The organism is Serratia plymuthica NBRC 102599 (genome assembly GCF_001590925.1).
Lineage (GTDB): Bacteria > Pseudomonadota > Gammaproteobacteria > Enterobacterales > Enterobacteriaceae > Serratia > Serratia plymuthica.
The window spans coordinates 20,713-44,009 of sequence record NZ_BCTU01000004.1 but is presented as its reverse complement, the minus strand read 5'-3'; the positions used below and the strand labels follow the sequence as shown (position 1 = coordinate 44,009).

General features: G+C 55.4%; 28 protein-coding genes. 14 read left to right on the top strand and 14 right to left on the bottom strand.

Annotation, left to right across the window (positions count from 1 at the left end; all coding sequences use genetic code 11):
* Nucleotides 1-56 precede the first annotated feature (56 nt).
* Nucleotides 57-1,694 (bottom strand): phosphoethanolamine transferase EptA, encoded by a 1,638-nt coding sequence (eptA, locus tag SPL01S_RS03380; RefSeq protein WP_063197589.1) that lies wholly within the window; start codon nt 1,692-1,694, stop codon nt 57-59.
* 152 nt (nt 1,695-1,846) lie between these two features.
* Nucleotides 1,847-2,488 (bottom strand): NAD(P)-dependent oxidoreductase, encoded by a 642-nt coding sequence (locus SPL01S_RS03375; RefSeq protein WP_004943764.1) that lies wholly within the window; start codon nt 2,486-2,488, stop codon nt 1,847-1,849.
* Nucleotides 2,489-2,628: 140 nt separating this feature from the next.
* Between SPL01S_RS03375 and SPL01S_RS03370 the strand changes: the two genes are divergently transcribed.
* The 3 genes from SPL01S_RS03370 (at nt 2,629) to SPL01S_RS03360 (ending at nt 4,815) form a co-directional block, all read left to right on the top strand.
* Nucleotides 2,629-3,558: a LysR substrate-binding domain-containing protein gene (locus tag SPL01S_RS03370; protein WP_197913136.1), complete on the top strand. Its 930-nt coding sequence runs from the start codon at nt 2,629-2,631 to the stop codon at nt 3,556-3,558.
* A gap of 21 nt (nt 3,559-3,579) precedes the next feature.
* Nucleotides 3,580-3,819: a DUF1289 domain-containing protein gene (locus tag SPL01S_RS03365; RefSeq protein ID WP_004943770.1), complete on the top strand. Its 240-nt coding sequence runs from the start codon at nt 3,580-3,582 to the stop codon at nt 3,817-3,819.
* Between the two features lie 99 nt (nt 3,820-3,918).
* On the top strand, nt 3,919-4,815 hold the full coding sequence (locus SPL01S_RS03360; RefSeq protein ID WP_013812686.1) for an aldo/keto reductase: 897 nt from the start codon (nt 3,919-3,921) through the stop codon (nt 4,813-4,815).
* Nucleotides 4,816-4,874: 59 nt separating this feature from the next.
* On the opposite strand, the gene SPL01S_RS03355 is transcribed toward SPL01S_RS03360, so the two are convergent.
* Nucleotides 4,875-6,719 (bottom strand): polyurethane esterase, encoded by a 1,845-nt coding sequence (locus SPL01S_RS03355; protein WP_063197585.1) that lies wholly within the window; start codon nt 6,717-6,719, stop codon nt 4,875-4,877.
* Nucleotides 6,720-6,967: 248 nt separating this feature from the next.
* Here SPL01S_RS03355 and sodC point away from each other — a divergent pair, with 248 nt between their 5' ends.
* Complete coding sequence (gene sodC / locus SPL01S_RS03350; protein WP_062870659.1) at nt 6,968-7,492, top strand: superoxide dismutase family protein; 525 nt, start codon at nt 6,968-6,970, stop codon at nt 7,490-7,492.
* 6 nt (nt 7,493-7,498) lie between these two features.
* Here sodC and SPL01S_RS03345 read toward each other — a convergent pair whose 3' ends face one another.
* The 3 genes from SPL01S_RS03345 to SPL01S_RS24345 are packed head-to-tail and all read right to left on the bottom strand — an operon-like array spanning nt 7,499 to nt 10,639.
* Nucleotides 7,499-9,532 (bottom strand): FUSC family protein, encoded by a 2,034-nt coding sequence (locus tag SPL01S_RS03345; protein ID WP_063197583.1) that lies wholly within the window; start codon nt 9,530-9,532, stop codon nt 7,499-7,501.
* Between the two features lie 9 nt (nt 9,533-9,541).
* Entirely contained in the window at nt 9,542-10,399 is an 858-nt protein-coding gene (locus tag SPL01S_RS03340) for an efflux RND transporter periplasmic adaptor subunit (RefSeq protein WP_006324949.1), read from the bottom strand.
* A gap of 3 nt (nt 10,400-10,402) precedes the next feature.
* Complete coding sequence (locus SPL01S_RS24345; RefSeq protein ID WP_004943785.1) at nt 10,403-10,639, bottom strand: DUF1656 domain-containing protein; 237 nt, start codon at nt 10,637-10,639, stop codon at nt 10,403-10,405.
* 180 nt (nt 10,640-10,819) lie between these two features.
* On the opposite strand from SPL01S_RS24345, the gene slyA reads away from it, so the two are divergent.
* Nucleotides 10,820-11,254 carry a transcriptional regulator SlyA gene (slyA, locus tag SPL01S_RS03335; protein ID WP_004943789.1) on the top strand — a complete coding sequence of 145 codons (435 nt, stop codon included), beginning with the start codon at nt 10,820-10,822 and terminating at the stop codon, nt 11,252-11,254.
* A gap of 92 nt (nt 11,255-11,346) precedes the next feature.
* Here slyA and SPL01S_RS03330 read toward each other — a convergent pair whose 3' ends face one another.
* Nucleotides 11,347-11,811, bottom strand: coding sequence for an outer membrane lipoprotein (locus SPL01S_RS03330; RefSeq protein WP_004943793.1), 465 nt, complete (start codon nt 11,809-11,811; stop codon nt 11,347-11,349).
* Nucleotides 11,812-12,176: 365 nt separating this feature from the next.
* Here SPL01S_RS03330 and anmK point away from each other — a divergent pair, with 365 nt between their 5' ends.
* The 5 genes from anmK to pdxY all read left to right on the top strand — a co-directional run bounded on the left by anmK (nt 12,177) and on the right by pdxY (nt 16,729).
* Nucleotides 12,177-13,298 carry an anhydro-N-acetylmuramic acid kinase gene (gene anmK, locus SPL01S_RS03325; RefSeq protein ID WP_004943796.1) on the top strand — a complete coding sequence of 374 codons (1,122 nt, stop codon included), beginning with the start codon at nt 12,177-12,179 and terminating at the stop codon, nt 13,296-13,298.
* A gap of 45 nt (nt 13,299-13,343) precedes the next feature.
* On the top strand, nt 13,344-13,646 hold the full coding sequence (locus SPL01S_RS03320) for an MliC family protein (protein WP_063197581.1): 303 nt from the start codon (nt 13,344-13,346) through the stop codon (nt 13,644-13,646).
* Between the two features lie 89 nt (nt 13,647-13,735).
* Entirely contained in the window at nt 13,736-14,389 is a 654-nt protein-coding gene (gene pdxH, locus SPL01S_RS03315) for a pyridoxamine 5'-phosphate oxidase (RefSeq protein ID WP_062870663.1), read from the top strand.
* Nucleotides 14,390-14,527: 138 nt separating this feature from the next.
* Entirely contained in the window at nt 14,528-15,802 is a 1,275-nt protein-coding gene (gene tyrS / locus SPL01S_RS03310; protein ID WP_020438927.1) for a tyrosine--tRNA ligase, read from the top strand.
* A 66-nt stretch (nt 15,803-15,868) separates the two neighbouring features.
* The gene (gene pdxY / locus SPL01S_RS03305) at nt 15,869-16,729 is read left to right on the top strand and encodes a pyridoxal kinase PdxY (RefSeq protein ID WP_063197579.1); all 861 of its coding nucleotides are present in this window, start codon (nt 15,869-15,871) and stop codon (nt 16,727-16,729) included.
* A 36-nt stretch (nt 16,730-16,765) separates the two neighbouring features.
* Here pdxY and gstA read toward each other — a convergent pair whose 3' ends face one another.
* The 4 genes from gstA to SPL01S_RS03285 form a co-directional block, all read right to left on the bottom strand.
* Nucleotides 16,766-17,371, bottom strand: coding sequence for a glutathione transferase GstA (gene gstA, locus SPL01S_RS03300; protein WP_063197577.1), 606 nt, complete (start codon nt 17,369-17,371; stop codon nt 16,766-16,768).
* Between the two features lie 92 nt (nt 17,372-17,463).
* Nucleotides 17,464-18,348, bottom strand: a complete 885-nt coding sequence (gene dapA, locus SPL01S_RS03295; RefSeq protein ID WP_020438930.1) for a 4-hydroxy-tetrahydrodipicolinate synthase — start codon at nt 18,346-18,348, stop codon at nt 17,464-17,466.
* Nucleotides 18,349-18,551: 203 nt separating this feature from the next.
* Nucleotides 18,552-18,815: a YjbD family protein gene (locus SPL01S_RS03290; protein WP_006324956.1), complete on the bottom strand. Its 264-nt coding sequence runs from the start codon at nt 18,813-18,815 to the stop codon at nt 18,552-18,554.
* A 107-nt stretch (nt 18,816-18,922) separates the two neighbouring features.
* Nucleotides 18,923-19,588, bottom strand: a complete 666-nt coding sequence (locus SPL01S_RS03285) for an HD domain-containing protein (protein WP_020438931.1) — start codon at nt 19,586-19,588, stop codon at nt 18,923-18,925.
* A 236-nt stretch (nt 19,589-19,824) separates the two neighbouring features.
* On the opposite strand from SPL01S_RS03285, the gene SPL01S_RS03280 reads away from it, so the two are divergent.
* A complete protein-coding gene (locus tag SPL01S_RS03280; RefSeq protein ID WP_004943831.1) occupies nt 19,825-20,220 on the top strand; it encodes a nuclear transport factor 2 family protein in 396 nt (131 codons plus the stop codon).
* Here the strand turns inward: SPL01S_RS03280 and SPL01S_RS03275 are convergent.
* Nucleotides 20,217-20,486 carry a hypothetical protein gene (locus tag SPL01S_RS03275; RefSeq protein WP_063197575.1) on the bottom strand — a complete coding sequence of 90 codons (270 nt, stop codon included), beginning with the start codon at nt 20,484-20,486 and terminating at the stop codon, nt 20,217-20,219. The two genes, SPL01S_RS03280 and SPL01S_RS03275, sit on opposite strands and share 4 nt — an antisense overlap.
* Nucleotides 20,487-20,687: 201 nt before the next feature.
* Here SPL01S_RS03275 and SPL01S_RS03270 point away from each other — a divergent pair, with 201 nt between their 5' ends.
* Nucleotides 20,688-20,999: a hypothetical protein gene (locus tag SPL01S_RS03270; RefSeq protein ID WP_020438933.1), complete on the top strand. Its 312-nt coding sequence runs from the start codon at nt 20,688-20,690 to the stop codon at nt 20,997-20,999.
* A 30-nt stretch (nt 21,000-21,029) separates the two neighbouring features.
* Entirely contained in the window at nt 21,030-21,410 is a 381-nt protein-coding gene (locus SPL01S_RS03265) for a nuclear transport factor 2 family protein (RefSeq protein WP_063197573.1), read from the top strand.
* A gap of 9 nt (nt 21,411-21,419) precedes the next feature.
* On the opposite strand, the gene SPL01S_RS03260 is transcribed toward SPL01S_RS03265, so the two are convergent.
* Nucleotides 21,420-21,797, bottom strand: coding sequence for a RidA family protein (locus tag SPL01S_RS03260; protein WP_020438935.1), 378 nt, complete (start codon nt 21,795-21,797; stop codon nt 21,420-21,422).
* A gap of 155 nt (nt 21,798-21,952) precedes the next feature.
* Between SPL01S_RS03260 and SPL01S_RS03255 the strand changes: the two genes are divergently transcribed.
* Nucleotides 21,953-22,807 carry an aminoglycoside phosphotransferase family protein gene (locus SPL01S_RS03255; RefSeq protein ID WP_063197571.1) on the top strand — a complete coding sequence of 285 codons (855 nt, stop codon included), beginning with the start codon at nt 21,953-21,955 and terminating at the stop codon, nt 22,805-22,807.
* Here the strand turns inward: SPL01S_RS03255 and SPL01S_RS03250 are convergent.
* Entirely contained in the window at nt 22,772-23,275 is a 504-nt protein-coding gene (locus SPL01S_RS03250; RefSeq protein WP_020438936.1) for a cupin domain-containing protein, read from the bottom strand. The two genes, SPL01S_RS03255 and SPL01S_RS03250, sit on opposite strands and share 36 nt — an antisense overlap.
* Nucleotides 23,276-23,297: the final 22 nt, after the last annotated feature.

The following is a 23,297-nucleotide window of genomic DNA, read 5'->3' as shown; positions in this document are numbered from 1 at the left end:
AAACGCCGGTTACGAAGCAGGGTATTTTGCCCGATCAGGGGGCAGAAGTTAAGCCGTTATGCCCCGCTGCGGCAGCGTTGCAAAATATCCAACTGCGACTGATACTCGCGGGTTTGCACGTTCAGCATACCGAGCAGGGTATGGAACAGATTATCTTGCGAGATCTCATCCTTTTCGGCCATCTTGTTCAGGCACTGGCGATCAATCTTGAAGTTGCGCTCATAGTCGGCGGACATCCACATCAGGAAAGGAACGTGGGTCTGCTGGCTGGGGGCAAATACATAAGGCGTACCGTGCAGGTACATGCCATTTTCACCCAGGGATTCGCCGTGATCGGAGAGGTAAACCAGCGCGGTATTGAACTTGTCACTGTGCTGTTGCAGCAGCTTGATGGTGTCGTCCAGCATGGCGTCGGTATAGAGCAATGAGTTGTCATAAGTATTTACCAACTGCTCATGGGTGCAATCCTGGATCTGATTGCTGTCGCAGGTTGGCGAAAACTTCTGGAACTCCGGCGTGCTACGGCGGAAATAGGCCGGCCCGTGGCTGCCCATCTGGTGCAACACTATCACGCTATCGTCTTTCAGACCGTTGATGTAGTCTTTCAGCTTATACAGCAGCACGTTATCCATACAGACGTCGCCATCGCAATCCTGCGGCAGTTTTAGCTTGGTCATGTCGACGTGCGGTACGCGATCGCAGGCACCTTTGCACCCACCGTCGTTTTCACGCCAAAGTACGTTGACGCCGGCATGCGCCAGCACGTCGAGCATGCCTTCCTGGTGAGTCGCCAGGGTGGCGTCGTAGTCCTTGCGCGGCATATTGGAGAACATGCAGGGGACAGAGATCGCCGTTTCGGTACCGCAGGAGCTGGCGTTTTTAAAGTACACCACATTGTCTTGCTTCAGGCGCGGATTGGTTTCACGCCCGTAGCCGCCGAGCGAAAAATTCTCGGCGCGGGCGGTTTCACCCACAACCAGGATCACCAGGGATTTCTTTTGTTGCCCGGCGATCAGCGGCCCTTTACGTGCGTCTTCGCCGATTTTCACCAGCGGCAGATTACGGGTGAAATAGCGCTGCTGGGTAAATTTGATGGTGCCGGAAACGAAGTTCGACGGCGTCAGCATTTTCACCACGCTTTTATTGTTGCGGATCAGCGAGGCGTAATCCTTATAAAACAGTGCGGCGATAATCAGGATCACCACCACGGAAAGCATCACGTTGGCGGCGCGCAGCCCGGCCATATACCACCACGGGCGGGTGATGCGGATTTCGGTAAAACAGACCAACACCGCAGGCAAGATGCCAAGCAGTACCAGCCACAACCCCATGCGTGGCGTCAACAGAGCGGTCGCCTCTTGCGGGTTGGTTTCGAAGGCGTTTTGCATCATGTTGCCGTCGATCACCACGCCGTAGCTGAACATAAAGTAGTTCGCGGCAGCGCTGCCAAGGAGGAAGAAAATCATCAGCGGTTTGCGCAGGAAAGGCACGGTCAGCAGGCTGAAGATAATGTTCAGCGCACAGAAAATCACTACCGGCATGGTGGCGGCGAAGATCAGGTTGTGGACGCTATCGAAATTGATATACGACCAGGCCTTATGCAGGAATAACGCGTTCTGGAACAGAGTGAAAAACAAGGCGCTGGCGAGGATAAACCCCAGGCTGTTGCACTGTAAGCGTTGACGTAACCACATTGCCAAATCTGAATCCTGATAGTGAGTAATGCGCTGAAATTTACAGGATGAAACTTAAGAAAACCTTAGAGATTCAGAATGGTGGCGGGTTTGTTTACTTTTGGTTTAGTTTACAGTCGCCAGACCGCGAGGATCGCGGCCTGGCGGGGTGATTAATAAGCAGCGGTAAACTGCGCTTTAATAAACTGCGGTTTTTCGATTTCATCGAGAATGGCAACCGACAAGTCTTCCACTGAGATGCTGGCCGGAGCCTGGCCATTCATCAGCAACTGGGTGGTGCCGAGGCGGAACTGACCAGTCCGCTTGCCCGGTTCCAGCAGCGCAGCAGGGGAAAGATAGGTCCAGTCCAGCGAAGAGCCGTTACGCAGCTTGTTGCGTAAATCGCGCACCGCCTGTGCGCCCGGACGGATATTTTCCGGGAATTGCGGGGTGTCCACCAGTTCAACGCCCGGGGCCACTTCCAGGCTACCGGCACCGCCGACCACCAGCAGGCGTTTAACGCCGGATTTTTCCACTGCGGTCAGGATCTGTTGTGCGCCGACAGTGGTTTTTTCGTACAGATTCTCTTCCGCCCAACCCGGGTTGTAGGCGCTGACCACCGCGTCTTGCCCGGCCAGCTGTTTCGTCAGCCATTCGGTGTCGGCGATGTCGCCCAGCGCGACGGTCAGGTTGGCGTCATCCGGCAGATCTTTTTGCTGCCGTGCAATCGCCGTTACTTGCAATCCGCGCGCCAGCGCTTCGTCCACCACGCGGCGGCCAACAAAACCGGTTGCTCCAATAATGGCTACTTTCATCTGTTTGCTCCTGTCAGAAATGGGGTCGGTATCAGGGTCAGGTCGGATTGACCTGAGCAGTTGCATATACTTTAGTACTTAACAATAAACCTGATTAGTGCCATATTCATACTTTCTTGATTAAGTAAAACTTCATAATCGTGGATAAACTGAATCGAATGGCGGTATTCGCCATCGTGGTGGCGGAAGGGTCGCTGGCCGGGGCCGCACGGCGGTTGGGCATGACACCGTCGGCGGTCAGCCAGCACATGCGTTCGCTGGAAAAAGCGCTCGGCGTGCCGTTGTTGCACCGCTCCACGCGGCGATTGGCGCTCACCGAAGCGGGGGCGGCGTTCTATCCTGGCTGCGAGGCGATGTTGTCCCAGGCGCAGCAGGCGGAACAACGGCTGGCAGAATTGCGCGATACTCTGGTGGGTGAACTGCGTATCGCCACCACAGTCGGTATTGGCGGGCGCCCACTGGCGGAGGCGTTGGCGCCGCTGTTGCAGGCACACCCCAAACTGACGTTGCGCGTCCTGGCGGACGACCGGATCGTCGACATGATCGAGCAGCGGATCGATATCGCGCTGCGGGTCAACCGTCAGTTGGCGGATGCCAGTATGATCGCCCACCCGCTGGCCGAGTGGCCGATGGTGCTTTGCGCCGCGCCGCGTTATCTCAGCCAGCATGGGGTGCCGGAGACACCGCAGGATTTGGTGGCGCACCGTTGGATCTCCGGCATTCACAGCGGCGCACATCTGGATTTGCACCATCAAAGTGGGCAGCAGCTCAAATTACGGCTGGCTGAAGGGCAGATCGTCAGCGACAGCATGACCGTCATGCGCGGCTTTACCCGCAGTGGCCTGGGGATCTCGGTGCAGCCGCTGTATGAAATTGAGGATGAATTGCAGCGCGGTGAACTTATCCACCTGTTGCCCGAATGGCGGCCTGTGCCGCTACGGCTGCATGCGCTGACGCTGGAAAGGGCGATGCCGGAAAAAAATCGGCAGGCGTTGCGCTATTTACGCGACTATTTTCGCCGCCATACCGAAAAGTCACTTGCCAGCGGCGCTAATGGCGTCTTCAATTAGCAAGAGAATGCAGGAGGACGTGTGCCGCAGCAGCTTGAGTTTTTCGACATCCCCAGCCCGTGCCGCGGCATTTGCCAGGCCGATGAGCGCGGTTTCTGCCGTGGCTGCCTGCGCAGTCGCGAGGAGCGCTTTGGCTGGATGCAAATGAGCGACGCGCAAAAACGCGATGTGCTGCGCCTGTGTCACCAACGCTTCCTGCGTTTGCAACGGGCCAATAAACTGCCTGATGAGCCGCAACCGGAACAGCCGTCGCTGTTCTGAACCTTTCCTGATCTGCCGCACGTTAACGCAGCTTTCCGCTTCCCACGCTCTTATCCGCTTGTGTATGCTGGCATTAAACAATGTCATGAGGTTTTAACGATGGTAAACCGTATTCAACTCGCGCCGCAGGGGCCTGAATTTTCCCGCATGATTTGCGGATACTGGCGTTTGATGGAGTGGGGCATGACGCCGCAGCAACTGCTGGCGTTTATCGAACAGCATATCGAGCTGGGTGTGACCACCGCTGACCACGCGGACATTTATGGCGGCTATGCCTGCGAGCAGGCGTTCGGTGAGGCAATGCGTTTGAAACCCTCGCTGCGTCAGTCGATGGAACTGGTGTCTAAATGCGGCATCGCCACAACGGCCAAGCCTGGCAACCCGATCGGCCATTACAACACGGACCGCGATCATATTGTGCACAGCGCCGAACGTTCGCTGGAGCTGCTGCATACCGACTACCTTGATCTGCTGCTGATTCATCGTCCGGATCCGCTGATGGAGGCCGATGAGGTAGCGGAGGCCTTTGTCGCTCTGCACAAAAGCGGCAAGGTGCGTCATTTTGGCGTTTCCAACTTCACGCCGGCACAGTTTACGCTGCTGCAGTCGCGTCTGCCGTTCTCGCTGGTTACCAATCAGGTTGAAATTTCGCCGATCCACCAGCCGGCTATTTTGGATGGCACCTTGGATCAGTGTCAGCAATTGCGTATCAAACCGATGGCCTGGTCTTGTCTGGGGGGCGGCCGCTTGTTTAGCGACGCGGAGTTCCAACCGCTGCGTGATGAATTGCAGGCGGTGGCGCAGGAGATTGGCGCCGACACTATCGAGCAGGTGGTGTATGCCTGGGTCATGCGCCTGCCGTCGGCACCGCTGCCGATTATCGGTTCCGGCAAGATTGAGCGCGTGCGTTCGGCGCTGAAGGCGCAAGATCTATCGATGAACCGCCAACAGTGGTTCCGCATCCGCAAGGCGGCACTGGGTTACGATGTGCCTTAAGCGTCAGACGAGTTAGCCCTCAGAAAAAGCCGGGCCCATAGGTGCCCGGCTTTTGTATTTTACGCAAGCACCACCTGGCTATCGTTGAGATGTTCGAGGTTCACGCCGATCAGCGTCACTTTGTTTTCGCCGAAGGCCAATGCCAGCCCGTCGTCCTGTTGCGAAACATAGTCGCGGAAATTGCCGCTGGCGCCCTGGGTCCCGAGGAAAACCAGTTTGTCGCTGGAGCCAAAGTGGTACACCTTATCGTTGCCAAAATCGCCGCTGAACAGGAAGGTATTGTTGCTGCCGGCGCTCTGCAGGGTATCGTTGCCGTTACCGCCGACAAAGGTCAGGTTACCGCTGCTGTGGCCAAACAGCTGGTCATCGCCACCTTTGCCAAACAACCAGTTGTCGCTGGCTCTGGCGTGCAGGATATCGGCACCGTCACTGCCACTGGATGACGCGGCGTAGGCGTTCAGGCTGGAGCCTGATTTCAGCCCGGCATCGGTCACCTGATGGTCTACGTCTTTGGTAAAGATCAACAACGTGGTTTCTTTACTGCGCAAGGTGTTGATATCGCTTGCCTGGGTAATTCCGCCTTTGGCGTCACGCAGATAAAGCGTATTGCCGTCGTAAGCTACCTCGTTTTTCTTCAATGCCTGTTGCAGGTCCAGCGTGTTATTTCCCTCACCGCCGACAATGATATTAAAGCCACCGCCGTCGCGGAAAGTGTCGTTACCGGCGCGGCCCTCGAGGTAATCGTTACCTGCGCCGCCTTTGATCAAGTCATTGCCCTCGCTGCCAATAATAAAGGTCGGGCCGCTGTGTTTCTCGGCGTTGCGGTTCAAATCCTCCACCCAGGTATTGCCGCGTGTCACCTCGGAGAGGTTCGACACAATCACCGTCGAGTCTTTATTGGTCAGAGAGTAAAATTCTGAATTCAGCACCCGCATTAACCCGTCTTGATAAAAGAACGGTAAATGGGATAACCAGGTCGGAAGATTCAGAATGGAGAAGGGCAGGATATTCCAGGCGGCAGAGGCGTAATGATCGTTAAAATTAACGATATTATTGGTGGCGGACTCCTGCGGCGTATCATGGACGCCTAAGGATGCCGGCGTTAGCGTGGTGCCATCCAGCGCGCGAAATACCGGATCGTTTTCGTAACCAATGTTAATGACTTTGCCGCCTGTTTCATATTGCGTTGGCGAAGCGAACGCCACGTAGTTGGATTGCGAGTAGAACCCCTCCCAGTTATCGTCGCTGAGCGCTGCCATGCTGTTCACCGCCAGCCCGCCCAGGCTGTGGCCGCTGACGGTGACATCATCGCCGGTCAGGCCATGCGCTTGGGCGAATTTAGCCACATCGCCCAGTAAAGTGCCGAAAGCTTTCAGGCTGTAATTGTCGGCATAGCCTTCGGGTCCGAAGCCTGCCAGCAGGTCGTTGATCAGATCGCCGATACTGTCGGTAATTAATGACTCGCGTGGCCCGCTGGTACCGCGAAAGGCGATGCCAATCGAGATGAGGTTGCCTGTGCTGTCATATTTTCCCAGTACCTCAGCCTGTGCGGTGGTGTAACCCAGACTCTCGCCGTAATAGGTGCCGCGGGCATCCGTTTTGCCTTGGTAGCCTAATTGTTCAGCGCTAATCAGGGTCCAACCGGCGTTATTAACCGCGTCTAACGCCGCTTTTTCCGAATCGGGATTCCAGGGAATGCCGGGCAGCCCGCCCTGTGATTGCGTGCTGCCAATCAGCGCGGTAACCAGCGTAAACGGCAAACCTAAACCGAAGCCGTAGTGGTGGTAGCCTTCGTCAAAACCATTATCAATGTTGTGATATGAGTAAGTAGAAATCGCCAACGCATCAGAAAATAACGTTTTTGATTTCGCATCATCGAGATCTCGGTAAGTCAATATGCCCATGTCAGTTCCTTTTGAGTTTGCCGCATTGCCACGTTAATGATCGAATGGCATTGGCAGCGAGTGCACGAGTGCAAATGCACAAAATGAGCCGAGAGACTACTGGTCGGATGACCACAAACGGTAAAATGATTATTAGTTCGAATTATTAATAATGCGAATCTTATCGCCAGTTTTGTGCGCATTTTGAGCGGTGGCATCACCAGTTACCCTATACTCAAGGTTCACAGATATTCCATGGAGAGCGATTGATGAAACATTATTGGTATGCGGCCTTCGGCCTGATGGCCTGTGGCGCCGCCCAGGCGGCAACGGTGGATGTTGACATGAATCTGGTGACCGGACAGGGAATTGGCCAGGAGATTGGCAAAGTCACGATCAGTGAAACGCCTTACGGCCTGCTGTTTACCCCTCAGTTAAAAGCGTTGCCGGCCGGTGTGCACGGCTTTCATGTGCACGAGAACGGCAGTTGCGAGCCGGGAATGAAAGAGGGTAAGGCGGTAGCGGCGCTAGCGGCGGGCGGGCATTTTGATCCGCAGAAGACCGGCAAGCATCTTGGCCCTTACGCAGACGGCCATTTGGGCGATCTGCCGGCCATTTACGTTACGGCAGACGGCATGGCCACGGATCCGGTGCTGGCGCCACGGCTGAAAAAAATCAGCGAAATCACCGGCAAAGCGCTCATGGTTCATGCCGGCGGCGACAACCACTCCGATCATCCGAAACCCTTGGGTGGCGGAGGGGAACGTTTCGCCTGCGGTGTGATTAAAGGATAATCGGGTTTAACGGGCGGTCGGTGTGGCCGCAACCTCGTCAGGCGGGTTGATCGCCTGCTGCAACTGTTGCAGCGAACAGTAAAGCCGCCAAATCAACCCGGCAAGATCGCGCGCCGCCTGTTCCGGGTGGTGCGCCAGCGCATTGCTCATGCGCAGCAGCTCCTGCAGCGTGGCGTCCAGAGATCGGTGCTGTACGCCTTTCTCGGTCATAATGTGCCGTAGACAGTGAATGCAGACGTCGCGCACCGCCGAGAGCGGATCGGAGCGGGTTTGCCAGTCACGCAGTTGCCAAACGATATGGCTGCAGTTGAGCAGCACCACGCCCCAGCGCAATAACCAGCTGCGCGCCTCCTGATCCTGACTTTGATTCAACTGACTGACGCGGTGATAAATCAGCGATTCGAACTGACTCTCGCTCTGCTGCGGTTTTTTGCTCAGTTGATCGCTAAAGTCGCGCCGCAGGGCGCGGATAATGCGCCGGCTTTTGCGCTTGTCAGAGCTGGGCCGCAGGATCTGGAAGGCCAAACCGGCAAATAATACCCCAACAATCTTGCCGATGTTGTCATTGAGGAACGACTGATAATCGTAACTGGGTGGGTTGGTGACGGTGAGAAAAGACCCCATGAATACGATCAGTTGCCCCCATAGCGCGGCGTAGGGCGGGTTTTGCAGTTTGATCATCTGCAGGGTGACCAGAATGGGGAACAGAAAAGCGCAGAACACCCAAAAATCATCGATTTGGATCATCAGCCCGAATTTCACTACAAAACAGGCAACCGAAAGCAACAAGACCGCTTTCAACAAGGTGGTGATGCTGTTGATCGGCGAAGGAGTAGAAGAATAGAGCACGCAACTGATGGCGGTTAACGTCAGTGCCGAGCTGCCTGCATCCCACTGGGTATTAATCCAATAAGCGCAACCGATGATAATGCACAAAAAGGTGCGAAGGCCGTTATAGGCGGCTTCGTAACTGTCGGTATGGCGCGCCAGAGAGGTCACGCGAGGGGGCTGGATATCGCTGACCGGCGTGGCACCTTCCAATCTTTGCAACCAGCGACTGCAGCGCAGATACAGCCAACAGAAATGGCGCAGCCGCAGCCAGAAGGCTCGGTGGCGGTAATCTGTCGGATCCTGGGGCGCTATCTGCTGCAGGATACGCGCCAGCCGGTATTTGTCGGTGGCGGGAGCGCGTAATTCTGTCAGCAATTGATCCAGGACGGCCGCCAGATTGGCCGGATGGTCCGGCCAATTCAGCAGCATGCGGCGCAGGCTGGAAATCACGCTGGTAAGGCGCAACTGCTGGTGCAGCATATAGTTAAGCACGTTATTCTGCCGCCGCAGCCGGTAGTGGCTCCAGAACGCCTGAATACGCAGCAGATTCATGGTCAGGATCTGACCTATGACGCCCTCATGCGATGTGCGCATTTGAGCGGTGATTTCCGGCTGCCACAGCATCGCGGCATGTTCCAGCAGCCGCAGATGCATGCGCCGTAACGAGGTCAGCAGAGCCTCGCCGTCGGAGGTGCTTGGCAGAATCATCATCATCACGCCACCGCACAGAATACCGGTGATGACCTCGCAGACGCGCGCCTGAGCGATATCAAAGATTTGTTGGGTATCGGTGACGTTGACCGTGCCGAAGGCGATGATGGCGGCGGTATAGCCTGCCAGCGCGAAGGCATAGGAGACGTTGTTCTGGTAATGGTTGGAAATGTACGTGCACAGACCGATCCAGGCGGCGATAAACAAGGTAAACAGCCAAGGGTCGTTCAGGCAATGGCCGGCAATGGCCACTGAAGCGGCGGCACCGAGCAGGCTGCCGATAATGCGCCCGATGCTTTTGCTGATGACGCCGCCGACGGTGGGGAAACTGACCACCGCCGCGGAGGTCAACGCCCAATAAGGTTCGTCGAGATTGAGGACGAACGCTACCCACAATGACAGACACATGGCCAGCGAGTTGCGCAGCGCATACCGCCACTGGCCACCGTTGGCCTTACCCCAGGGGGTACGGCTCCATTCCAAAAAAGGCAGGTTCACTGGTTAGCCTTACTGATGAATGGCGATGGTGCAAGTAGTGCCGGCCACTAAAGGCAGATCGGCGGGCACGTTCAGCAGTTTTATCCGCACCGGTACGCGCTGCGCCAGCCGTACCCAGGGAACGTTGGGCTTCACATCCATTAATAAATCACTGCTGTTGTCGACGCTTTGATCGTTAATGGCACGACCGATGCTCTCCACTTGGCCCTGCAGAGGAATGTTGCCATTATATAAAACGATGTCCGCTTTGTTGCCTTCGTTTATATGCTTCAGTTTGGTTTCTTCAAAATATCCGAGCACATAAAATGAGTGCGCGTCAACCAGCGCCACCAGAGGGGTACCGGCGCTGGCATAGTTTCCAACCCGGGCTTGCAAATTAGTGATATAGCCATCTGCAGGCGCGTACATTTTAGTTTTACTTAAATTCCATTTAGCCTGTTTCAGATTAGCGTCAGCGGCTTTATACGCGGCTTTCATTGCTTGTGCGGCTAAATTTGATTCGTCCATATCTTCAGCAGAAATAACGTTTTTCGGCAGGCCGCGGCGGCGCGCTGCCTCATGATCGGCCCTGGCCAGATCGGACTGCGCTTTTGCCAGCGCGGCCTCAGCATTGTCCAGCGCAATCTGGTATGGCACCGGGTCGAGAGTAAAAATCAGACTTCCCGCAGGTATGAACTGATTGTCATGTACAGTTATTTTCTCTAATCTCCCAGAAACTTCTGGTGTGATATTGACGAGCTCGGCGCGCACTTTTCCATCACGGGTCCACGGGGATTGCATATAATAATTCCACGACCACCAACCGGCGCACAGGGCAATGGCACAAACGATTACCGTAGAAAAATATTTTAACGTTTTATGCGTCATGAGTTACCAACTCGCTAAAATGCATAAGGAACCACTGACGGCGATGACGAAAATAGACAAATCCATCAACAGGGGATGCCAAATTTCGCCGGAATAAATCCAGTCCCGCAACAGGTGGTGTGCCAGTAGCCATAAAACTGACCCGAGCAAAAAAGCTTTAAATAGGGGTGGAAAATAGAGTGAGGCTCCGAGCACCAAATCGGGTAGAGGGGAGGCGACGTGAAGCCATGAACCATTCACATTAACAATCCCTAAGAGTGAATATGTTAAATATTTGCGTAAAGGATAAACAATAATTGACCAAAACGGTGGCTATTTCTTCAACATACATTATATACATTTGTGTTTTTAATGTGAGTTACTCAGAATGGTCTAAGCTTTGGAAGGTTATATTAGCATGCTAATTATAAGGAGGGGGAAGTGGAGTCATCATTAGGTTCAGATTTAGCACGATTAGTTCGTGTTTGGCGCGCGCTTATCGATCATCGGCTCAAGCCGCTGGCGCTCACGCAAACACACTGGGTTACCCTGCACAATATCAATCGCCTACCGCCGGAGCAGTCGCAGATCCAACTGGCCAAGGCGATCGGTATTGAACAACCTTCGTTGGTTCGAACACTGGACCAACTGGAAGAGAAAGGGCTTATTACCCGTCACACTTGCGCTAACGATCGGCGTGCCAAGCGTATCAAGTTGACTGAAGCGGCCGATCCCATCATCAGGGAAGTCGACAGCGTCATCAGCTCTACGCGCGGTGAAATTTTGAGCGGCATTACCACCGATGAAGTACAACAGTTGGTAGGTTTGATTGGCAAGCTGGAACAAAACATCACTGAATTACAAAATAAACAATAATAATGTTTTCTTTATTTGACTAGATTTCACAGCATCGGAAATGAAACCGGAGGCCTTGGCCTCCGGTTTTACCTTTTAGCTTTCGCTTACGTTTACAGCGGGGAGACGGTAATGGTGTCGCCGGTGCGCGCCATACGCACGCGTTGGCCTACGCTGAACTTGGTTGCGCCAGCCTTCTGAACCACCACGATGTTCTCTTTCTGATCGGTTTTGATTTCCAACTCATAACCCGAAGTGCGTCCTGCCAGCTCACCGACGCTGTTGCCGGCTACGCCGCCTGCCACTGCGCCCGCAGCGGTTGCCAGGGTACGGCCGGTGCCGCCACCTACGGTGTTACCCAGCAGGCCGCCAAGGACCGCACCGCCGATAGCGCCAATGGTATTCGAACTGTCGCTCCCCTGGATCTTGACTGGACGGACAGAAACCAGCGTACCGTAAGTCACGGTCTGAACCTGTTTAGCCTGCGAGGACGAATAGACGTCGCCGGACATAGATTCATTGGCGCATCCTGCCAGCGTAACTGCGGCGACGGCAACGACGAGAAGACGCTTGATCATATAAAACTCCTGTTGTAGTAGTCCATAACCTGGGAAATTTTGCCAGGCCAGATTCAGTGAAAATAATAGACAAAGTATGGCGTAAACACACGTACATCACCATGCCCCGTCACTGCACGAAGCTTAACTTTACTCTGTTCAACCAATAATAAACGGTGGTTTAGCTTTATAACAGGGCTGGAACAAATTCCGTTGCGGGTTGAGCCGGGGTTTAGCCGTCTTTATCTGCGTGGGCGACAGGTAAAAACAGGCGCATCGCTCACAGAGGTGAAAAAAGGCATCATAATTCATGGCGTTAATGGCCTAATTCTGGTTTATTTATCGGTTGAAAGTTTGTTTCCCCGTGCGGGTTAAAGGATGTTGCTATGAAGTCAGGCCGCTATATAGGTGTTATGTCTGGCACCAGTCTGGATGGCGTCGATGTGGTGCTTGCCGCAATCGACGGACGAATGGTCGCGCAGCAGGCCAGTTACAGCCACCCGATGCCGATCCAACTGAAGCAAGACATTCTTGGCATGTGCCAGGGCCAGCAGACCACGCTTTCTGCGGTGGGCCGACTGGATGCGCAGCTTGGGATGCTGTTTGGCGAGGCGGTGCTTGGCTTGCTGAAAAAAACCGGCGTCTCGGCGCATGACATCACGGCTATCGGTTGCCATGGACAGACGGTCTGGCATGAGCCTGGAGGCGACGCGAGTTTCTCGATGCAACTGGGCGATAACAACCGCATCGCCGCGTTGACCAATATCACCACCGTCGGCGATTTTCGCCGCCGCGATATGGCCTACGGCGGCCAGGGTGCCCCGCTGGTGCCGGCGTTTCATCAGGCGCTGTTGGCGCATCAAACAGAACGCCGTATGGTGCTGAATATTGGCGGCATCGCCAACCTGTCGCTGCTGCTGCCAGGCGTACCGGTGCGGGGGTTCGATACCGGGCCGGGCAATATGCTGATGGACTCCTGGGTATGGCGTCATCGCTCGCAGCCTTACGATAAAGACGGCGCATGGGCGATGGAAGGGCGCGTCTGCCTGCCGTTGTTGCAACAGATGTTGGCCGATCCTTACTTCGCGCTGCCTGCGCCGAAAAGCACCGGCCGCGAGTATTTTAATGCCGCCTGGCTGGAGCGTCAGCTCTCGGGCTTGCAGGCTATCAGCCCCGTCGATGTGCAAACCACCCTGGCGGAACTGACGGCGGTCACCATTTGCGAACAGGTACAGTTGGCGGGCGGCTGCGAGCGTTTGCTGGTGTGCGGCGGCGGGGCGCGCAACCCGTTGTTGATGGCGCGAATGTCCGCGCTGTTGCCGGGCACCGAAGTGTGTCTGACTGATGATTTCGGCGTCAGTGGCGACGATATGGAGGCGCTGGCCTTTGCCTGGCTGGCGTTTCGTACCCTGTCCGGGCAGGCCGGCAACCTGCCGTCGGTCACCGGCGCCAGCCGTGAAACCCTGCTGGGTGGGATTTATCCGGTTTTGCCTTTAGGGCCCCGTTAGCTCTGTTAGGATAGAAATCGACAGATTTCCCTAAGGAGCAACAGCATGAAAAAAATGATTACTGCCGCGGGCGCACTGGCATTGGCGGGTTGCAGCTACGTGTTGCCGCAAAGCAGCCAGACTCTGCATTACCAGTGCGGCACCACGCCGTTGACGGTGTCGGTGGACGGTAAGGAAAGTACGGCCAACTTTCTGATGGATGGCGAGCAACTGAAGCTGAAACAGGTGCTGGTTATGTCCGGTACGAAATACAGCGACGGTAAGTACAGTTTCTGGTCGAAGGGCCAAAACGCCTATGTCGAACGTAATGACAAGGTGATTATGAGCGACTGCGTACTGGCTAACTGATCGGCCGGCGGCGGCGTCAGAACGATTGAGATTCTGGCGCTGCAGGCGCAGAATGTAACGACGATTTTTTCGGTTGGTTGATAAACCAGATGATTGAAAATAATGAGTTTGATGTTGCGGACCTGCGCCGTGAATACACCCGTGGCGGCCTGCGCCGCAACGATCTGACCGCTAATCCGCTGGAATTGTTCGAACGCTGGCTGAAACAGGCCTGCGAGGCGCGTCTGGCCGATCCTACCGCCATGTGTGTGGCTACGGTGGATGAAAATGGGCAGCCCTATCAACGTATCGTGCTGCTCAAGCATGTTGACGACAAAGGGCTGGTCTTTTATACCAACCTCGGCAGCCGCAAGGCGCAGCAGTTGGCGCAAAACCCGCACATCAGCCTGCTGTTTCCGTGGCATATGCTCGATCGCCAGGTGATTTTCCTTGGCAAGGCGGAACGTCTGTCCACGCTGGAAGTCATGAAGTACTTCACCAGTCGGCCGAAAGACAGCCAAATCGGCGCCTGGGTATCGCAGCAGTCATCGCGTATTTCCGCACGCGGCGTACTGGAGAGCAAATTCCTCGAACTGAAGCAAAAATTCCAGCAGGGCGAAGTGCCGTTGCCGAGTTTCTGGGGCGGATTCCGCGTTAATTTCGATTCTGTCGAGTTCTGGCAGGGCGGCGAACACCGCCTGCATGACCGCTTTTTGTATCAGCGCGATGGGAATGACTGGAAAATTGACCGACTGGCGCCCTGAAGACTGAAAATCCCCCTTAAGCGCTGGCACTGATGCCGCCGGCGCTTTATTCTATGCGCTACCCCGATTTTATATTTCGCCAGTGGGCGGAAGGTCGTGTACCGACAAAGGTGCATTCGTTTATACATGGAGTCATTGATGGCAAGCAGCAACTTGATTAAACAACTGCAAGAGCGGGGCCTCGTTGCCCAGGTTACGGATGAGGAAGCGTTAGCAGAGCGACTGGCGCAAGGGCCAATTGCACTGTATTGCGGTTTCGATCCGACCGCTGACAGCTTGCATTTGGGCCATCTGGTTCCTCTGTTGTGCCTGAAGCGCTTCCAGTTGGCCGGTCACAAGCCGGTCGCGCTGGTAGGCGGCGCGACCGGTCTGATCGGCGATCCGAGCTTCAAAGCGGCTGAGCGCAAGCTGAATACCGCCGAGACGGTGAATGAGTGGGTGGAAAAGATCCGCAAACAGGTTTCCCCGTTCCTCGATTTCGACTGCGGCAGCAACAGCGCCATCGCCGCCAACAACTATGACTGGTTCGGCGGCATGAACGTGCTGACCTTCCTGCGTGACATCGGCAAGCATTTCTCCGTGAACCAGATGATCAACAAGGAAGCGGTGAAGCAACGTTTGAACCGCGACGACTCGGGCATTTCCTTCACCGAGTTCTCCTATAACCTGCTGCAGGGTTTCGACTTCTCCGAGTTGTACAACCGCCATCAGGTGGAACTGCAGATTGGCGGTTCCGACCAGTGGGGCAACATCACGTCCGGTATCGATCTGACTCGCCGCATGCACCAGAAACAGGTGTTCGGCCTGACGGTTCCGTTGATCACCAAAGCGGATGGCACCAAATTCGGTAAAACCGAAGGCGGCGCCGTGTGGTTGGCACCGGAAAAAACCAGCCCATACAAGTTCTACCAGTTCTGGATCAACACCGCCGACGCCGACGTTTACCGTTTCCTGAAGTTCTTCACCTTCATGAGCCTGGAAGACATCAACGCGCTGGAAGAAGAAGACAAGAACAGCGGCAAAGCGCCGCGTGCCCAGTATGTGCTGGCGGAAGAAGTGACCGGCATGGTACATGGCGCGGAAGGGCTGGCTGCGGCCAAGCGCATCACCCAGAGCCTGTTCTCCGGTGCGTTGCATGAGATGACCGAAGCGGACTTCGCCCAGTTGGCGCAAGACGGCATGCCAACCATCAAACTGGATGGCGATGCGGATCTGCAGCAGGCGTTGGTGAATGCTGAACTGGTACCGTCACGTGGCCAGGCGCGCACCATGATCGGTTCCAACGCGGTGACCATCAACGGTGAGAAACAGTCCAACGCCGAATACGCGTTCAGCGACGCCGATCGTCTGTTTGGCCGTTACACGCTGTTGCGCCGGGGTAAAAAACATTACTGCCTGATCGACTGGAAATAATTAAATTTCAATGAGGGGCCTTTCGAGGCCCCTTTATTTTTTAAGGTGACAGGACCGTCAGTGTTGATGAAAAACATTCTCTCTATTCAATCGCATGTGGTGTTTGGGCACGCGGGCAACAGTGCGGCTGAATTCCCCATGCGCCGTATGGGCGTTAACGTCTGGCCGCTGAACACGGTGCAGTTTTCAAATCATACCCAGTACGGCAAATGGACGGGCTGCGTGATGCCGGCCAGCCACCTGACGGAGATCGCTCAGGGGATTGCGGCCATCGATCAACTGAAAAACTGCAATGCGGTGCTGAGCGGCTATATCGGTTCGCCGGAGCAGGGCAGCCATATTCTCGAGGTGGTTCGTCAGGTCAAACAGGCTAATCCGGGCGCCTGGTATTTCTGCGATCCGGTGATGGGGCATCCTGAGAAAGGCTGCATCGTTGCGCCGGGCGTGGCGGAGTTTTTTTGCCAACAGGCGCTACACTGCAGCGACATGATTGCGCCAAACCTGCTGGAACTGGAATTGCTGAGCCAGCGGGAAGTGACTGACGTCGGGCAGGCGGTAAGCGCAGCACGTGAACTGATCGCCAAAGGGCCGAAGCTGGTACTGGTCAAACACCTGAGCCGCGCCGGCTATCATATCGACTGTTTCGAAATGCTGTTGGTCACGGCGGATGAAGCCTGGCATATCAGTCGTCCGCTGGTGGATTTTGGCGTTCGTCAGCCAGTAGGCGTGGGCGATCTGACCAGCGGTCTGTTGCTGGTCAATTTACTGAAAGCTGTGGCGCTGGATAAAGCATTGGAGCATGTGACCGCAGCGGTATATGAGGTGATGCTGACAACCCAGGCAATGGGCGAGTACGAACTGCAGGTAGTGGCGGCGCAAGACCGCATCGTGCAACCGAACTGCGAATTCAAAGCGGTGAAACTGTAAGTTCTGTAGCCCCGGCTGTGCAGCCGGGGCTTGGGATTATTTCAAACCTTCGGCGTTCAACGCCGCATCCACCGCTGGCCGCGCAGCTACGCGATCAAAATACGCCGCCAACTGGGGGTGTTTTTTGAGATCAAACTGCAGGGCAATGGCCCAACGCAGAACGGTAAACAGATAGGCGTCCGCCACGCTGAATCGGTTTCCCAACAGGAAATGCTGCTTCGCCAGCACGGAGTCCAAATAGCTGAACTGCTGCTCCAGTTTGGCGCGTGCGATGTTCTTGTATTCATACGGCGTTTTTGGATTAAACAGCGGGCTAAATCCTTTGTGCAATTCGGTCGCAATATAGTTCAGCCACTCTATGGCATGATAGCGCGACAGCGTACCTGCCGCCGGGATCAGGTTACGATCAGGCACGCGATCCGCCAAATATTGCACAATCGCCACGCCCTCGGTCAGCAGACTGCCATCATCCAGCAGCAGCGCCGGTACCTGTCCTTTGGGTGTGATCGCCAGGTAGTCTGCGCCGCTTTCGGTCTTTTTCTGCGCCAGATCGACCTTTTCCGCCGTAAAATCCAGACCTGCCTCGCGCAACACAATATGTGGGGACAGAGAACAGGCACCGGCTTTATAGAACAGTTTCATCGGAAGCTCCTTGATTGTGATGAATGACAGGCATGCTTAACCTCTGATCTTAGTTCCATAACGCTAAAATTACAGCGGGTTAGCTGACATATTTAGCTAATCAGCGCCTCTTCCGGTTGTAACTGCGCCAGAGTCACGGCAATTTGCTGTTGCAACGGCTGTGGTACGATTTGCATCGGCGAACGCAGCTCGTTGCGGATCAGGCCCTGTTGAGCAAGAGCGGCTTTGACCGGCGCCGGGTTGGGGAAACTGAACATCTGGTGGATCATCGGCAACAGCGCATAGAAGTTCGCACGCGCCGCAGCCAGATCGCCGTCGGCGACTTGCTGCACCAGTTGCACAAAGCGCTGCGGATAAATGTGCGCGGAGGCGGAAATCGCACCGGTACCGCCCAGGCACAGGGTGGTGAGGATCAGGTTATCTTCGCCGGTCATGACGTCGATCTCGCCGTCGTCAATCAGCGCCATAGTTGTGTCCGGGTTACCGCCGCAGTCCTTGATCGCCTTCACCTGCGGATGGCGTGCGATCTTCCTGATAGTTTGTAGTTCCATCACGATGCCGGTGCGTTGCGGGATATTGTACAGGATCACCGGCACGCTCGAGGCATCGGCAAGTTGGGTGAAGTAATCCACCAGGCCGCATTGCGATGGGCGGATGTAATAGGGTGCGGGGATCAGCACCCCGGCGATATCGCGCAGTTGGATCTCCTGTTGCATCTGCAGGGTGTCCAGCATGTTATTGCCCGATAACCCCATCACCACCTGGCTGGCCGGCACGACGTCCAGCACTGCGTCGAGCACCGCCAACTGTTCTTCATTGCTTAACGCCGCCGCTTCACCGGTGGTGCCGCAGACCACCAACCCGGAGACGCCGGAGGCGATCAGGTATTGCGCCAGCCGTTTAACCGCAGGCAGATCGACGGCGTTATTATTGAATGGGGTAACCAGCGCAACCCAAATACCGGAAAATGAAGCCATAATAAGTTCCTTCAGTGCAAACGACAGATAAGCCAGATGAGAAAATGCCAGAGGATATCCGCCGATAATGAATATTCTTCATTATGCTGTCAATTTACAACTTCTTGATAACATTGTTATTCATGATTTGAATGGGCTGATGAGTTTGGCTAATGAATCGGGGGCAATAAAAAACCCCGCGCTGGCGGGGTTTTCGTACGGCATTAACGCGGTGGGCGGGTGCTGATTGAAGCGGACCAACTGAAGGTTTCGCCGCTGGGTTTGACCCGGTTGGCTTTACGTTCGGCACGCGTCGCTTTTTCAATTTTCTCGCGGGCGGCCATGATGCGTGCCACGACTTCATCCTTGGTCTTGTTGTTCTCGGCATTCGTCAGTTCCCGGCCGAGGTTTTTACGCGCCTTGTCCAGCTCGGTTTTTACTTCACGTTGCTCGCTTTCCGTCATGTCTTTCAGCGTCAGTTTTTTCATCGTTGCAGCCTGGTCAGTGAAGATGGTTGTCAGTGTACAGCAATTATTGCGGCGAAGATGCCGGTAGCGTAACGGAATCGATGCATTTGGGGCATTAACAGCGATTTTCACATTTCTTCCAGCAACTCGCTGAGGAAGCGACGCATGCGCTCGGTGCGCTCCTGTGCCATTTGTCGACCGGCCGCGGTCTGAAAGCCTTCCTGCAGCTTAAACAGTTTGGTTTCGAAGTGATCCAGCGTGAAACGCTTATCGTCATATTGGCGCTGTTGCGCCAGTGGATCGGCGGCATCGTACAGCGCGCTGCGCATACGCCCGCCGATGTAGAAACAGCGCGCCACGCCAATCATGCCGATGGCGTCCAAACGGTCGGCATCCTGGATGATTTTCGCCTCCAGGGTTTCCGGTGTAATGGCGGCAGAAAAGCTGTGCGCTTCGATGGCATGGACCGTTTTGGCGATGTCCTGCGTTTCCCAATCCAGTTGCGCGAGCGTCAGAGCGGCTTTCTCCGCCGCCATGCGTGAGGCCAGGTGGCGCTGCGGCGAGTTCTTTTCTACCGCGACGCAGTCATGCAACAGCACTGCCGCACACAGAATGCGCCGGTCGCCGCCTTCCTGAATGCTGATCTGGCGGGCGTTTTTCCATACACGGTGCAAGTGGGCAACGTCATGCGAGCCATCGTCGGAATCGAGGGTCAGCGGTAATAGCGCCTGCGCCAATTCCTGATGGGGTGAGAAAGGCCGCAGCAATTCCTGTGGCAGCAGTGGAAAATGCACGTTTTGCTCCTTGGTGGCGGTGATTGTTAATCATCATAGCAGCCGCAGATGAGGCGGTTATGACACCGCAGTAACAGAATTGTTTACTGTATTGCAATAGACTATTGCCGTAATTACGGTTTTTGTACCGGAATAAGCAACCTACAATAGCCTCATTCCGGTCATCCCCGCCTGGTGTTAGCCTGTGTCTGCGGGGCATGGCCGGAATATCCCGCTAATGCCACAGGAGAACAGACATGCCAACGAATCTGGAAATTGTACGCGCTACCTATGAGGGTGGCAGTGCCGAAGTGAACGGTCGTAACCTGCTGGCGGCGTTGGCGCCCGAGGCAGAATGGACCGAAGCGGCAGGCTTTCCTTATGCCGGTACCTACGTTGGGCCGCAGGCCATTTTTAAAAATGTTCATCAGCGTTTAGGGACAGAATGGCAGGGCTACCGCGCCGACGTCGAACACTTCTACGATGCCGGTGAAAACGTGATCGCCCAAGGGTTCTATCATGGCACCTATGGCGCGACCGGCAAATCATTCACTGCATCCTTTGCGCATATTTATCAGCTGCGCGAGGGGAAAATCGTCAAGTTCACGCAAATCGTGGACAGCGCAAAAGTGCTGGAAGCCATGCAAGACTAAAGGCCACTGTGCTTGCCGTATTTACGATCGTATTCCCGCCGGTAGCCGCGCGCCTTGTTGCGATCGCGGATCCACAAATAGCCGCACACCAGCGCGACGGCGCCTGAAAAGGTAATGTTGCGCATATCGCGGTCATAGTAAAACACCAATACAGCATCCATCGCCGCGACAAAGGCAATCCATTTGTACATATGGGATTGCCGCCGCGTGGCCGCGTTGAGGCGCTTTAACTGTCTGGCTTCGTGCATAACCGGTTTTTGCTGCATAACTTTCCGCGGGTGATAATTCTCTTAGCGATAAATTACCAGAATATTCCTGATGGCGGCAAAGGTTAACGCACGCCGCGCCGCTGTTTTTCCCGCCGGCATTCCTCCGCTGAAAATTTGCGCACGGGGTAGTGAATAAACCCCAAAGCATGATACGTTATCTATTCACTATTTGTGTTTTTTTATTCATTTGGGGGCGCAATGATTGTCAGGACCTGGCACGGGTGCGTGCCGTTACGGCATCAACAAGGATTTACCGATCATTTAACTGTCACAGGGCTGCAGCATGCTGAAGCTACGGCTGGAAATCTTGGTGCTTTTGTTCGCCAAGAGGTCCAGGGCCAGTATGCGCACTTCTTTCTGGCCACCTACTGGGAGTCTCTGGCGGCGATAAAACGTTTCGCCGGCGAGGATTATCAGGTAGCGGTCACTTATCCGGACGATGAAGCCTTCGCTTTAATTTCAGATCCTTATGTCTTTCATCATCGGGTTGATGAAATCGCCACGCTGTAATTGTCAGGTTAACTACGAGCAGGGGATAGTATGAACAACAAAACGATACGCCCGGAAGATGTGGTTCAGCAGCAGCTTGATGCCTATAACGCCCGCGATATTGACGCCTTTATGGCGTACTGGGCGGAGGATGCGCAGTATTATGAACATCCGGATACGCTGCTGGCCAGTGGCAAGGCGGAGATCCGCGAGCGCCATATTGCGCGTTTCAAGGAGCCAAGCCTGTACGGTGAACGGGTCAAGCGCATGGCCTTGGGCAGCATGGTGATCGATCAGGAAGTGGTTACGCGCAATTTCCCGCAGGGACGCGGCAAAATGGACGTGATCGCCATTTATGAAGTTGAACAGGGCAAGATCGCGAAGGCCTGGTTCAAAGCCGGCCCGTGCGAGCTGGATGAGGGCGCATTATAGCGCCCAATCTCACAGCGCCACGATGGCTTCGATCTCCACGCATGCCTGTGGCGAGAACAGTGCGTTGACCGCGACCAGTGAACAGGCCGGCAGCGCACCATCAAAATAATCAAACAGCACGGGCCGAATTGCCTGCAGATCGCCAATGTCAGTTAAAAACACGGTGATTTTAATCAGCGCTTTGAGATTGGTGCCTTCGGCGGCGGTGATGGTCGCCAACTGCTCCAGAATGGCCTGCGTCTGTTGCTGCGCCGTTTGCCCCTGAGCTTCGGTGGCGAAGGCCGTTAGTCCGGAGACATACAGCGTATCGACGTGGCGCACCGCGTGGACATAAGGCCCGCCCGGCGTAGGTAACTGCGGATAATTAATGCGCTTCAATGACGTCATGATAAAAACCCCGCAAGATTAATTAAAAAAACAGGCAAACTTGGTTAGGATACTGCAATTAACACCGGGAATACGCCGAGAACTGTTGATTTCTAATAGTATCACCGGTGCCAATTTTTCACCGTGATTGCCATCAATAAGGACGCCTGACCGCAATGAATCCGGCCTTTATTCCCTATGTGCAACGTTGGCAGCTGGAACCTGACGGCAAAGCATTTGAAACTCACAGCAGCCTGCTGATGCCGGTGCGGTATCAGGGCGTTGCCGCCATGCTGAAAATCGCCCGCGAACAGGAAGAGAAGTTCGGCGGGTTGCTGATGTGCTGGTGGCAGGGCGAAGGCGCTGCGCAAGTGCTGGCCTGGCACGAGGACGGCATCCTGCTGGAGCGTGCTCAGGGCAACCGATCGCTGGCGCAAATGGTGCGAGACGGCGACGATCGGCAGGCGACGACCATTCTTTGCCAAGTGGTTGCCCGCCTGCATGCGCCACGTTCGCAGCCCTTACCGGAGCTTATTCCGTTGCACCTGTGGTTCAACTCGTTGTGGCCGGCGGCGCAAGCCCACGGCGGCATGCTGCGGCTCAGCGCCACGGCGGCGGCGGAGCTGCTGACCAGCCCGCGAGAACAGAGCGTGCTGCACGGGGATATTCACCACGACAACGTGCTGGATTTCGGTGAGCGCGGTTGGCTGGTGATCGATCCCAAACGCCTCTACGGCGAACGCGCCTTCGACTATGCCAATATCTTCTGCAACCCCAATTACGGCATTGCCACCGATCCGGATATTTTCCAGCGCCGCGTGGAGCAGGTCTGCCAATTGGCTGGCTTGGAACGTCAGCGTTTGCTGCAATGGATCCTTGCCTGGGCGGGGCTGTCCGCAGCCTGGTTTATGGAAGACGGCGAAGCGGCGGATATCGATTTTCGGGTAGCGGAGCAGGCTGCACGCGCGCTGGGCCTGCCGCTGCCGGAGGGGGACTCAGGGTTCACCCTCCCAATAATCGAGCGACGCTGAAGGACGTTGCAGATAGCGTACCGGTTGGCCATTCTCGCGCTGGGCGATTGCCTGAAACTTGCCGGAGTCCGGATATTCCACCAGTTCAGGCTGCTCACGGGTGCTGACGGAAAGATATTTCAGCGGTACCGCCGAAGTGTTGATGATTTGGTGCGGGTATTCCGGGCCGGGTGGGATAAAAATAACGTCGCCGCTTTTGATCGGCAATTGCTCACCGGCGACCCGCAGCGTTCCGGTTCCCTCCAGCACGATAAACATTTCTTCCTGCGCATAGTGAAAATGATAAGGGCAGGAACGCATGCCTGGCGCCACCACGTCGATGGACGCTCCCAGTTTGCTGGCGGCGGTGCCGGTGCCTAAACGGGCGCCGACGCTGTCATATAACGGCGGACGGCGATCGTGCGTTTTTTCGACTTCTTCAAGATTGCGGATCAGTCGCTGGGCTAACAGCGCGGCGTTATCATTCATAAAGCCTCTCGTTACAATGTCA